10 protein-coding genes and 1 pseudogene are annotated in these 12,863 nt (G+C 41.5%); 8 read left to right on the top strand and 3 right to left on the bottom strand.

Annotation, left to right across the window (positions count from 1 at the left end):
• Nucleotides 1–14: 14 nt before the first annotated feature.
• Together KRX19_00780 and KRX19_00775 are read right to left on the bottom strand one after the other, a co-directional pair.
• A complete protein-coding gene (locus KRX19_00780; protein MBV7433549.1) occupies nt 15–1,085 on the bottom strand; it encodes a TRAP transporter substrate-binding protein in 1,071 nt (356 codons plus the stop codon).
• Between the two features lie 599 nt (nt 1,086–1,684).
• A complete protein-coding gene (locus tag KRX19_00775) occupies nt 1,685–1,990 on the bottom strand; it encodes a hypothetical protein (GenBank protein MBV7433548.1) in 306 nt (101 codons plus the stop codon).
• A gap of 56 nt (nt 1,991–2,046) precedes the next feature.
• Between KRX19_00775 and KRX19_00770 the strand changes: the two genes are divergently transcribed.
• Both KRX19_00770 and KRX19_00765 read left to right on the top strand, forming a co-directional pair.
• Nucleotides 2,047–2,928 (top strand): DUF368 domain-containing protein, encoded by an 882-nt coding sequence (locus KRX19_00770; GenBank protein ID MBV7433547.1) that lies wholly within the window; start codon nt 2,047–2,049, stop codon nt 2,926–2,928.
• A gap of 45 nt (nt 2,929–2,973) precedes the next feature.
• Entirely contained in the window at nt 2,974–4,212 is a 1,239-nt protein-coding gene (locus tag KRX19_00765; protein MBV7433546.1) for a mechanosensitive ion channel family protein, read from the top strand.
• A gap of 167 nt (nt 4,213–4,379) precedes the next feature.
• Here the strand turns inward: KRX19_00765 and KRX19_00760 are convergent, their stop codons facing one another.
• Complete coding sequence (locus KRX19_00760) at nt 4,380–5,084, bottom strand: 5'-methylthioadenosine/adenosylhomocysteine nucleosidase (GenBank protein MBV7433545.1); 705 nt, start codon at nt 5,082–5,084, stop codon at nt 4,380–4,382.
• A gap of 154 nt (nt 5,085–5,238) precedes the next feature.
• Between KRX19_00760 and KRX19_00755 the strand changes: the two genes are divergently transcribed.
• The 6 genes and pseudogenes from KRX19_00755 to KRX19_00730 all read left to right on the top strand — a co-directional run bounded on the left by KRX19_00755 (nt 5,239) and on the right by KRX19_00730 (nt 12,474).
• Nucleotides 5,239–5,769, top strand: a complete 531-nt coding sequence (locus tag KRX19_00755) for a GspH/FimT family pseudopilin (protein MBV7433544.1) — start codon at nt 5,239–5,241, stop codon at nt 5,767–5,769.
• On the top strand, nt 5,756–6,334 hold the full coding sequence (locus KRX19_00750; GenBank protein MBV7433543.1) for a prepilin-type N-terminal cleavage/methylation domain-containing protein: 579 nt from the start codon (nt 5,756–5,758) through the stop codon (nt 6,332–6,334). Before KRX19_00755 ends, KRX19_00750 begins: the two co-directional genes overlap by 14 nt.
• Nucleotides 6,334–7,443, top strand: coding sequence for a prepilin-type N-terminal cleavage/methylation domain-containing protein (locus tag KRX19_00745; GenBank protein ID MBV7433542.1), 1,110 nt, complete (start codon nt 6,334–6,336; stop codon nt 7,441–7,443). Before KRX19_00750 ends, KRX19_00745 begins: the two co-directional genes overlap by 1 nt.
• 11 nt (nt 7,444–7,454) lie before the next feature.
• Complete coding sequence (locus KRX19_00740) at nt 7,455–8,081, top strand: pilus assembly PilX N-terminal domain-containing protein (GenBank protein ID MBV7433541.1); 627 nt, start codon at nt 7,455–7,457, stop codon at nt 8,079–8,081.
• 30 nt (nt 8,082–8,111) lie between these two features.
• Nucleotides 8,112–12,374, top strand: coding sequence for a hypothetical protein (locus KRX19_00735; GenBank protein MBV7433540.1), 4,263 nt, complete (start codon nt 8,112–8,114; stop codon nt 12,372–12,374).
• Nucleotides 12,361–12,474: pseudogene (locus tag KRX19_00730) on the top strand (prepilin-type N-terminal cleavage/methylation domain-containing protein). The gene KRX19_00735 and the pseudogene KRX19_00730 overlap by 14 nt, the downstream one beginning before the upstream one ends.
• Nucleotides 12,475–12,863: the final 389 nt, after the last annotated feature.

The following is a 12,863-nucleotide window of genomic DNA, read 5'->3' as shown; positions in this document are numbered from 1 at the left end:
TTAAAGGTTCTGGGCTATTCAGCACGAGCGTCCAGAATCTGTTGGTTGTTTTTTGATACGGCTATTTGCTGTTTCAAAAATGTTTGGTAGGACTCTTTGATGCGTTTGGCGATATCACTTTGTTGTGCGTATTCTTCCAAGTATTCATCTGTGATGTCCTGAAGATGCTTGAGCGTTTCTTTATCGAAGTAGCGTACTTCTACGCCATTTTCATTAACCAGTGTATCAAGTGACTTGCCGTTGTTGATGCGGAATTCACTGATCATGTTTTGGTTCATGGCTTGGGCTACAGCTTCTACTTGCGCTTGTAATTCAGGTGTTAGTTCATTCCACGCTTTTTCATTGATGAGTAAGTCGATACCAGCACTTGGCTCATGCCAGCCACCGTAATAGTATTTTGCTGTTTTGTGTAGACCAAAGGCAAGGTCATTCCAAGGTCCAACCCAGTCAGCTGCATCAATGACACCATTTTGCATGGAAGTAAAAATTTCGCTACCCGGCATAGTGACAGTGGTAGCGCCAGCACGTTGTAATACTTCACCGCCAATACCTGGGATGCGGATTTTTAGGCCTTTGAAATCGTCAATTGAATTAATTTCTTTATTGAACCACCCACCCATTTGTGAATCACTGTTTCCTCCCAGCATCGGGATCACACCAAATGGCTTGTAGAGCTCGGCCTGTAATTCACGACCACCCCCATTGTTATACCAAGCAGTATGCTCAATTGGAATCATACCGAATGGTACGGAGCAGAACAGTTCAGCCTCGGGAACGGTTCCTTTCCAGTAGTAACTAGCACCATGGCCTATTTCAGCAGTACCATCGCTTACGGCATTAAACACTTCCAGTGCAGGAACGAGTTCCCCGCCACCATAAATAGTGAGATTAATTTGGCCATCAGTAACGCGGCGAAGTTCATCGGCAAACCATTGTGCTCCAGTGCCAAGACCGGGAAAACCTTTAGGCCAGGACATGACCATTTTCCAGTTGTATTGTTTTTTCTCTTCGGCATGTGCGACTCCAGCAGCCCCTAATGCCAGCGCGCTAGCTCCTCCAGCCTTGATGAGATGTCTTCTTTTCATTGAAATGTCCTATCCTTCTTTTGTTGTGATTAGTTAATATTATCTCAGCTTACAAAATTGACGGGTGATGTACAAGTATTTTATTTATTTAGTGGTAGCGGTGTTCAGTAATGGTATAGATTGCGGTGTGGCATATGGAGGGGAGGCGGGAAATGGCAATAAATGCTGTAATTATTTTTGCGTGCATGAAAATATATGTATTGTAAGTTTCCTCCAGCCGCATGTGTCTCTTGAGAACTGGGAGTAGGTCAGCTCCTGCTGATTTTTACAGGTGGATTTGTTTTTGCTGAATACATATAGCCGAGCGTCAGCCGTTTATTTGGGGCGTTTTGAGTAATAGTGGTTCATACTTAGCAAATTCAGAAGAGTCCAGACCGCACTCATCCAAAGTACATTTGTACTCGCAAGGGGGTAAAGAACATGTGGATGGCATCTACCGCAGTTACTGAATTCAATTTGGAAAGCTCTATTTTTAAGGTATATTTTCTGAGCTAACAGCGCTGCGAGTTGTACTTTGGATACCTTGAGTACTTTATGCTTGCTGGCCGCTTGGCGGGCTACGTTGTCGTAGCCGCTCTACGATTATCTTGCTGCTTGTGTTAGTCAGAATGTTCTGTGGATTCAACAAAATTGAAATAAGTATAAAAATACCCGTGTCCGGTTGAGCTGCGGAAGGTGATGTCGCTGTCTTCCTTGACGTAGCCTGATGCGGCAACGAGATTGAGTATTTCTTCATCACTCTTGCCTTTGGCTTCAGCCAGATTGACAACAATACTTTCTACTGTGATGCCTTTTTCAGCAACGCGTAAGCGCTGGAAAAGGCCAGTTAACTCATAGAGCGGAAATTGATGCTCTTCAATTATTTCTGCGCCATTTATCTGCTCAATATTATTAAAGTCACTCATGATTTTGCTTTAGTCTAAAATGCCGAATCTTAGCACAATCAATGCAGGGAAAAAGCATGATAAAAAATTGGCAGGCATATGCGATGGTTTTCTTTAAAGGTATGGCGATGGGCGCGGCTGATGTCGTGCCGGGGGTCTCGGGTGGTACCATTGCGTTTATTACTGGCGTCTATACTCGCTTGATTAATGCACTTGGCTCAATCGGCCCTGATTTATTGCGTGTGTGGCGTGAGCAGGGTATGGCAGGTGTATGGCGCAGGATTGATGGCACATTTCTTGTGACGTTATTTGCCGGTATTTTGACCAGCGTCGTCACTTTGGCCGGTATTCTGAAATATCTGCTTGAGAACCAGCCGGTGCTGATTGGCAGTTTCTTCTTTGGCTTGGTGGCTGCGAGCGTCGTCATTCTATTGCGAGAAGTGCCGCGTTGGAATATCGCATCGTATATATTGCTGATCATCGGTATTATTGCCACAGTGCTGATTTCGATAGCTCCGGGCTTGCAAGGTTCGCATGGTCTCTGGTTTATGTTCTTTGCCGGTGCATTGGCTATTTGTGCCATGATTCTGCCTGGTATTTCCGGTGCTTTTATTCTACTGCTGTTGGGTGCTTATCATCAGGTGCTTGCTGCGGTGCATGAATTTGATCTAGCTGTTCTTGCTGTGACTGGTGCTGGTGCAGTTGTCGGCTTACTGACCTTTACCCATGTACTCAAATGGCTGTTTGCGCATTATTATGGTGCGATGATGGCATTACTTACCGGGTTCGTCGCCGGTTCGCTGTATAAAATCTGGCCATGGCAAGTGAATGGTGCCCATCTTGCACCGTGGGCTGATGCATCTGAGTATGTCGGCCTAGGCTTACTTTTGATTGGTGCCGGTATTGCTTTAGTTTTGGTGATGACCTGGTTAGGCCGAAATGCGAAGCATGAATCCTGAATAATAGATCAGAGATTAAGGTATTAAAAACGATAGAGGTAGGTTATGGCTGGTAGTTTGGTTCCTCAAGCATCCACAGAAAATAATCAAGTAGATGCCGCTCCCGGTAGTGCAACTGATGCTGGTGTGCAAATGCAGGAAGTCTCTGCTGACTTGGATAACAGCACAACCAGCGCCGAAAGTGTCGTTAGAGAGATTGATTTTACTGATGTAGATCAGATCCTTGGTATTGATACGCTTAACCGCTTATGGTCCGAGCAGATACAGCCGTTAATTGATCATTTTTGGTCCTATCTGCCTTTTATGATTGCATCTGTCATTCTGGTACTTGTGTACTCAGTCGTCTTTTGGGTTATTCGCCATGGCTTGAATGCAGTCATGAAGCGCGTGATTAATGATCGTGATAAACGTAAAGTCGCCAAGCAAGTGGTAAAACTTCTTGTTCGGCTGACGTGGCTAATGGTTTGTGCCGTGACGATATTGGCTTTTATGCCTTTTATTGAAGGCTATATAGGCGCAATTGTGCGTGCTTACATTTTGTTGCTGATCTTGCTTGTTACTTGGGCAAGCGTGCATTACTTCATTCGAGTGCAAGCGCGGCGTAGAGAGCTTGATGAAAGCCTGACTTTGTTAATGAAAAATATCGTACGTATTCTTTTGCTTTTGGTTGGTATTTATCTAATCTTCAGGCAGTTTGGAGTAAACCTTTTGCCTATTCTCGGTGGCTTGGGGGTCCTTGGTTTGGCTGTTGGTTTTGCTGCGCAGGATATCCTTGCTAATTTTATCAGCGGTATTACATTGCTGATAGACCGGCCATTTAAAATAGGAGATTGGATACGAACCAATGACCATGAAGGGCGAGTAAAAGGCCTTACTTTACGTACAACGCGCATCCGTACTCGTAGTAATGAGTATGTCTCGATACCAAATAAAGACTTGGCTGGCTCGGTTGTGACCAACCTATCTCATGGTGGGCCTTTGCGTATCGATATTGAAATAGCGACACCGTATCATGCTGATATCGCGCAGGTGCGTGAAATCTTGCTTGGTGTTGTTGAAAGCCACGATGCTGTATTAGCACGCCCGGCACCAATGATTGTTGTACACGAAATACAAAATAATGCTCTGCAATTTTGGATGCGGATATGGTTGCCTGAAGACGAGATTGGGCGCTACCCTTTCCTGAAAATGGAGCTGCTTGAGCAAGCCAAAAATGCACTAAATCAGAAGAATATTGGCTACCCATTGCCGCACTATGCGTTGGATATTCAAGATGGTAGTTAGGTTAAATTGCAAGACTAGGATAGTACGGATGAAGGGGGGTAATACCTAATTGATTATGTGAGTAAATAACTGGTATCTCATAAAGTTCATAAGTAACGCCTTTTCTTTCGAACTAAGTAGAGAAACCTTGGCAAGGCTATAGCACTAGCCAAGGTTATGTGGCTATATTAAGGAATATTTTTCAGTAAGCTTTGTACCATCTGTGCTGAATGATTGGCCGCCGTAGCTAGAAACTGATCAAAAGAGGTCTCTGCTTCACCATTGGCTTTATCTGAAATGGCGCGAATGACCACAAACGGCACCTCAAAGCGATAGCAAACTTGTGCAATCGCAGCTGCTTCCATTTCAACAGCCATTGCGTCTGGAAATATGTTCGTGATATTGCTTCTCTCGGTTTGGCTATGAACAAATTGATCACCACTGACAACTAGCCCGCGATTAATCGCTGCGCTCGGAAAGCTAACCGCCGCTTCCATGGCAGCTGCAACTAAGCCAGTATCGCTGGTATAGCGTGCTGGCATTTGCGCCATTTGTCCTGCTTCATAGCCAAAAGCTGTCACGTCTACATCATGATGCAAAAGGGTCTCAGCAATCACAACATCGCCAACATTGAGTTGATCGGCTAGTGCGCCAGCTGAACCGGTATTGATTATTGCACTTACACCAAAGCGATCAAGCAGTAGCGTTGTGCCAATTGCGGCATTGACCTTACCAATACCACATTGCATCAAAAGTACTTCTCTGCTTCCCACACCGCCAACGTGTATGTTTATGCCTGCAATATTATGGATTTTGGTACATTTAAGAGTTGATTGTAGTAATTTGATTTCTTGTTCCATGGCTGCAATAACTGCAAATGTTTGTTTTTTCATGGGTATCCATTGTTTTCAAAACTTTATATTGTAGCAGTGAAAATTTTCTTTCAAAAATATTAGCCATTTTAAATGGAGCCGGACGTGTACTCTTGATTGCTTGGCACATTTATTGCTTATATATTTAAAGCTGAAGTGTTTAAGGCATAAAATTGTGAAATATAAAAAAGGATTTACCCTCTTGGAGGCTATGGTGGTGCTGGTTTTGATCGGTATTTTATCTGCTATGGCTTACCCTTCCTTTCAAAGGAGCATTCAGCGTGCAAATGTACAGAAAGTGGTGGCAAGTTTTGAGAATGCACTTAATATGGCGCGCATTACAGCAATCGAGCGTAATATACGTGTGACGATTTGCCCAGCAAAAAAAAATGAACGTGACTCTTGTGGTGAAGCAGGTAAATGGGGAAATGGGATCGTAGCTTTTGTAGATTCTAGTGGTGATGCTACTTTTGAGGCCAAAGATTTCATCTCTTATTTCGATATAGATGATAGTGCTGTAACAATACGTCCGATAGGTAATGGTAAACCGATAAAATATATAAGTTATCTAGGTGGTGGGTCTAAGGTTCTATTTTCTACAGGGGTTCCTCCTAGTATTACGATAGCGGATAAGTCAGAGAATGGCTATAAAATATGCTTTAAAATAAATAAATTAGGTAGGATTGTCTATAATGAATGCAAATAAAATTTGCCTAAAAAATAGGCTAAATAAGGGGCTGTCAATTTATGCATTAAAAAATAAAGGTATGGCAATGCTAGAAGTTATTGTTGCGATGCTAATCGTCGGAGTTGCGGTTCTGCCTTTGGTTTTTTTGCAAGTACGTGCAGATCGAGGCGTTATAGCTTCTTACACAAAGACTGAACATAATGCTATAGCACTTTCTATTATGGACCTTATATCAGCGGATGCTAATAAAAAAGGCTGGGTGATAAATTTGGTATCTGGAGAGTGTGACTTACAGGGTGCTAAGTGTGATTGGCGAGCAAAAATGATTAACAACTTACTGATAGATGCGTTGCCAAATGCCGGCAGTAGTCTTGTTTGTATCAATGGAGATACAACTACCGTAGCTGGCAATTCTATCACAATGAATGTGAAATTGTGGTGGTTCAGTGCAGGAAGAGGTAGTGTGGATAATGATGGTGACAATAATCAAACTATGCCTTTCAGTAAAAATGATTGTGCAAATCTTGATCCACTCGCGACAAAATGGAATATCGATACAGTAGAAGTTACGAGGATATTCTAATGAAAAAAATGAACTCTTATAAAGGCCTTTCTTTAATTGAAATATTGATTGCCTTGCTAGTAAGTAGTGTAATTATGATTGCAATTATGAATTTGTATTCTGGTTTCTACTCAAGTAATAGAGAGCAAAATATTTTGAGTAGTACTCAGGATAAAGCAAATTTTGCGTTGAATGAGCTATCGCGGCAAATTCGTATGTCTGGTGCAGGGCTTTGTGTCAAGCCTGTGGGGGAAAAGTTGCTAATGAATCCCAGTTTTGACGCGGTAGATAAGAATTTGTATAGCAAATTACCATTATTGGAAAATAATAGGACGTATAGTGACATGAGGCTGCGTTCTTTTGCAAATATGACTGATAATGACTTAAATACATCGCTAGAGTTACCAAATGGATCTGAAGCATTATTGATGACATATTCTCTGCCTACAACACTCCAAATCTTGGATGTTAGCGGCCCGAATCCACTGGGAGGAGGAGATATCCCTACTAAAGAAAACCGTTCGATGCAAGAGGAGATGTCGACTAGTCGCTTTCATGATTTGGTTTTATCTAGTCCATTGTCAACAATTATAAAAACAAAGGAAACTAAGGGAGTTTCTGGCTCGACTTCAGGTGACAAAAAGTCAGTGGCTGGTGAAAATCAATGGTTGATGGTGTCAGATTGTGACTATACAGAGATAGTATATTACCCAGTATTGTCTAGCGATAAACTGAGTAAGAATATATTGCCTGCTCCAAATAACAAACGTGGTGGTAGTGCTCAATTTATGCATAAGCATTACCATACAGGTCAGGTTGGGCTAGTATCTGGATTGGCTTCTAAAATATATTTTGTGGCTAAAGGTAGCGACGGATTGGCGTTGTATGAGAAAGATTTGTTAGCTGATGATACAAATAATGCAACAAATGAACTAATCGATGGAGTTGCAAGCATGAATATAGAGTATCTATATGAAGATCCCGTTAGCGGAGAGACTGCTTGGCATACAACAGATGAGCGTAATATGGTAAATAATTGGAATAAAAATTTACCAGTAAAAATAACTTTAATAATGGCTGATGATAATGGTCGGCGTCCATTCGTTCGTGTCATTGATCCACGGAATTAATGGAGAATAAAATGTATAGATCAAAACAAAAACAAACTGGTGCTATTCTATTCGTTGTATTGATGATCCTGATTATTATGTCAATTCTCGTTATAGTAGGCGTGAATCGTTCGAAAAATAATATGGTTATTGGTTTGTCTCAGGCACAACAAGTTGAGGCATTTGATCAGGCTGAAGCTATGTTAGGGCGCGTCCGTTTTGCTTTGGAACAGGTTGCTTTACCGCCGGGTATCGCAATTAGTAAAGAACCTGACTATCAAGAAACTGTAATTTGGACAACCCCTGAACTGGCTGCTAAAACTGTTGGCGCAACTGTAAAGAGTGGTATTAATGAGCCACTTTACGGGCAGCCAGATTTCCCATGGGATGGGAAAAGTAGTAAGGCATTGACGTGTCCAGAGCTAAGTATTTGGTTGAAGAGAAATAATAGTAGCGTAGATTTATCGTGTGAGGGTATTTTTGGAGCAGATATCGAAAAGCAGCCAAAAATCTTTATTGAATTTATAACAAAATCACAGACAGTAACGGATATAGATAGTATGCGTGGTGCTTACTTTTACCGCATTACTATTTTGGGAAAAGGATTTTTGACGGGGCGTAACATTGTGCAAGGTGTTACCGGTGTTCAGTATATTTAAAGATTGCATTGGATCTTTGTAGGGGGAAATATGTTAAGAAATAAAATCAGCCAGGCTGTTATAGGTGTTTTAGTGCTATGGAGCATAGAACATGCGCTTGCAGCAGACGCGGTAGTAAAAATTGATCGGTATCCTCCTGTTACTGGCGGTGGTGAATTTATTAACGATACGACTCCTGAGCCGATTAAGCCAAATATTTTTGTTGTGGTGGATAACTCAGGCAGTATGGGAAGGAGAGTTAATAGTGCAAAATCATTAACTGTTAATGGGAAAACTTTCACAGACCCTGGTGGGTTTAACAGAATGCAAGTTGTTGCTGCAGGCCTCATTAATGGGTTAAAGCAGCTCGAAGGGCAGGTTAGGTTAGGCTTTTCTTCTATAAATAATCCACAATGGAATGGGGGGTATCCATCGCTTCAAAGTGCTTACGAGCATGACTATCCCGGTTATAGTTTGTACCCTCCATTGACTAAAAACCAAAGAAATCGATTGAATTTAATTCCTCGCGATTTTTCAGATGATTATGCTCAGCAGTTTTATTCATGGGTTTCTAAGTTGCACCCGTCAGGAGGGACACCACTGACTGAGGCAGTGGTAGAGTTAATTCAATCGGTAATCCATAATGTTAATGGTCAATACCGGCCTCACTACTCAGCGGCAACATCTCCATTAGGCAAAGAGCTGGATTTTTTTGCAGATGAGTTTGTTTCTGTTAAGAATGAAGATTATGGTTATCCAATAAAAGCAAGAGATGGAAGTAACATAAAGAGCTGTCGCCCTAACTTTGCGATTGTAATCGCGGATGGTGGTTATAATGGAGGGGCCTATACAAGTTTTCAAGGTGTGGATGGGGACGTGATTGATAATGGGCGAGATGCTCATAATCAGAATAACACCCCTCAATTTTCAGATAAAAAGCGTAAGCTTGGTGCACCTTTATTGATTCACAATAAAACATTCACTGAATATGACCCGGCAGACTTGGAGTATGGCTATAATTATTCTGATGATTTCAGGTATTCTAGAGGAAATGGAAAATATAGAGCATATGGGATAAAGCTTTCTGATTTTGCATTCTATGGTTGGGTTACTGACTTGCGGCCTGATTTGGAAAATGATGTTGCACCTTTTTGGAATGCTGAGAAAATTAAAGATGCTCATGGAAATGAAACAGACCAATACGCTTATCGCGATGAAAATGGGGATCCAATACCGCGTGCCCAAGGGAAAAATGGTGCCGAAATCCCTATTATGTGGGACAGGAAGAATGATCCAGCCACTTGGCAACATTTAACCTTTTATTCTATTGGTCTAATTGATGGGCTTCCGGCTTGGAAAGGTTTACGAGACAAGTATAATAAAAAATATCCAGACTTAGCTAATGAAGATAATATTGAAGGCTATTTTAGAGCCGTCGAAGATGGAACTATTCGAAGTGGGTCGGTTAATAGCGTAGAAAGAGATTTTGCTAAAGCAGCAAAAATGGGTCGAGGTGAAGCATTACCTGTTGATGATCCTGCATCGTTTCAGAAGGTTATAGATCGTATAGCTGCTCGGATTAAGGCTGCATCAGTTTTGCCACTGAAAAGTAAAATATCTGGAACGGTTAGTAATACTAATATTACCAGTACTCAAGTTGGTGGGGCAATGATGTATTCTGCTGTGGTGGATGTTTCAAAGCACACGGGTGATATTGAAGGCTATCAGTTATGTACGAATTCCACCCAAAAGATCAGTACAACTGCCAAAGGGCTTACTAAATCTGATTGTAGCGGGGCAACTAAAAAAAATCCTGAGTGGAATGCTGCACAAAAAAGATATGATCTTCTTTCCAAAAATGGCAACAAAGGCTATGCAGATGTTAGTAATAAGATATATACACTTGCATCAAGCGGGTCTGCGAATAAGCAAGCGGTAGAATTTTTGTGGGAAAATCTTGACGTAGGTCAGCAGCAAGCCCTTAAGGATGGAGATGGTGAAGGAATCGGGAAAGGTAGGGTTGATTATATCCGTGGTAAGTTTGTCCGTAGTAATAATGATATAGCTGGAGATACGCCGGATAAGACCGTAACTGCCAATACGTTGGATCCAGCTATTTATCGTGTACGTGGGAAACTTGGCGAGAAGAGTTCTTCATCTAGCGTACCGGGATTTATTGGTGAAGTTATTTATAGCCCTCCTGTTTTTGTTGGTAATCGAGGAACACTAAGTAATTTTCATCCGCTCTATAACAGTAAAGGGTATAAAAACTTTTTAACGGCCGAAGTTACAGGGAAGTTTGGAGATGATAAACATAACCCTACCTATACTTATTCTGGTGGCCGGCAACCATTAGTTCTCTTTGGAAGTGATGATGGAAAAGTCTACGCATTGAATGGTAATACTGGTGATGCTATTTTTCAGTATATACCTCGTGGCGCCTTCACCAAATTAGCAGCTACCACTAGACCTGGATATAAAGGTGGTACTTTGGTTGGTGGGCAATTCGATGTGAAAGACATCCAATTTACTGATGGCAGTTGGCATACTTTGGCTGTCGGTAGCATGGGGGCCGGTGGTGAATCAGTATTTGCTTTCGATTTGAACAAAAATAGCTTAAATAAGCCCCAAGAATTAATTCGTTGGGAAAAGACCGGGGAAGATTTACCATTAATGCTCGGTAATGTTATGTCCAAACCACGGATCGTATGGCTAGCGGATACTTCTACGCCAGAAAAGAGTGATGGAAAGTGGGTGGTGTTGATTGCAAATGGTTACAACAGTAGTAGTAACTCAGCATCACTGCTTGTACTTGATGCAGAAACTGGTCGGGTGATTTCGCAAGTTGACACGAAAGCTATTGCGCCAAAAGGAGAAGGCAACGGTTTAGGTCCTTTGACTGTGCAAGATGTAGATTTTGATGGAGGTGCAGATTTCGTTTACGCTGGAGATTTGCAGGGCAATGTTTGGAAGTTTGATCTTGGCGGATGGAAAGATCAAAAAATTACTTTGTCTTATCAGGATCAGGTATATACAGATAAATTAACTAACTTCTATCGAAAGCGAGATGAATTTATATTGGCACAAGAGTCTGTATTTGCTATTAGCTTAAAAATAGCAGACGCTAAAACACAGGCTCAAAAAGAAGCCCTTGAAAAAGAAAAACAATTACTTGAGCAAGAGCTCGCATCTGCACAAATAGCTATGGATGCTGCATATGCAGCTATCCCAAAAGCTACGCCTTTGTTTACAGCTGAGGATGTGAATGGTAAAGCACAGCCAATTACTTCGCAAATAACTATTGCGGATAGTCCTGATGGTGAAGGCGTTATGCTTTATTTTGGAACTGGTAAGCTATTTTCTACAGACGATGCGCTGAATTCTGATCCACAGTCATTTTATGTTGTAATGGATAATTTTAGATTTATGACTTCTATGGCGAATGGAACTACTGGAAGTACATCATTACCATTGAAGCGTGCAAATCTTTTTGCTAAGGAAGCATTTAATATAGAGAATCCTAATATTGATAATGATTCAGAGCGTAAAAAACTGGTCACTAATTTTGGTGAAATTCGTGGCATTAGGGATGCGAAAAGTACAGATAATGGAATAAACTCTGATTTCTCTCGGATAGATTATGCAAATATTGATTTAAGAGGCCGACAGTCAGGTAATTATTTTGGATGGGTGCTGGATTTTCCGAAGGAGAACTATACTGTTTCTGATCCTGATGGAAACTCTCATTCTAAAAATGGTTACAGAGAGCGCGTTGTCAATCAGTCAATAATTATTGATGATGAGCTTTACTTCATTTCATTTAGCCCAAGACAAGGGCAAAGAGTTAGGAAGCAAAGTAGTTGTGGTGGCACTGAAATTCAAGTGCAGGGGGGCGAGACAGGGATCGCTCGCTTCTATATGCTTGATAGATTCACTGGAAAATACTTGACTAAATCGCCTTTTGATTTAACTGGTGATGGTCAGACAGACGCTAGTGATCAAGTTACTGTAGGAAAAAATGGTCCTAGCGGGCAAAATGCCACTGTCAATGCAGCATCAGTACAGTTAAAAGGTGGGTATGCTTCTTTAGGGGGGGGGCTTGCGACACTTAAAAAGACAGAAGTAAATTATGATAATCAGAATAATGAGCAATTTAAGTCCAAGGATGTCATCTGTGAGGTCGAGAAACAGATAATTTTCCCAACTGCAACTGATGCAGAAGGTAATACTTTGGCGTTACGTGGTTGTTTTGAAAATCACTTACGCTCGTGGAAGCAGATTTTGCAAGAGGAAAATATTAATGTCGAGAAATAATAGTGGTTTCACGCTCATAGAGCTTATGATTGTTCTTGCTATTATGGGTATTTTAGCCGCGATAGCTATGCCGAGTTATCAGCGCTATGTTGTCCGTAGTTGGGAGAATAGAGCAACCAACGCACTACGAGAAAATGTGCTGTTTATGGAACGAATGAACATGCGTTTTTTGGGGTATACGAAAATCCGTGGTGATGCAGCGAACAAAATTGTCAAGAATGACCTTCCCATCAAAACACTTTGTGATGATTGTGGGCATAACTATGAGTTTGATGTAAGTGTCCCTGCAGATGATTTATCTCGCTACATTTTAGTTGCATACCCAACTGGATCAGCTCAAAAGAAGTCATCTAAATGTGGGGCATTTATCTTTAGTTCATCTGGAGATCAATATGCTAAATATATATCTAGTGGAAATTATGGAGCCCCAAGTTTTCCTGCTGTGGCAGCCGATTATAGCAAAGACTCCGAAGTAAAGAAGGTTTTCGG

This window comes from Cardiobacteriaceae bacterium TAE3-ERU3, assembly GCA_019218315.1.
In the GTDB taxonomy this organism is placed as follows: Bacteria; Pseudomonadota; Gammaproteobacteria; order Cardiobacteriales; family Cardiobacteriaceae; genus JAHUUI01.
The sequence above is the reverse complement of the archived record's forward strand: the minus strand, read 5'-3'. Positions and strand labels throughout refer to the sequence as shown.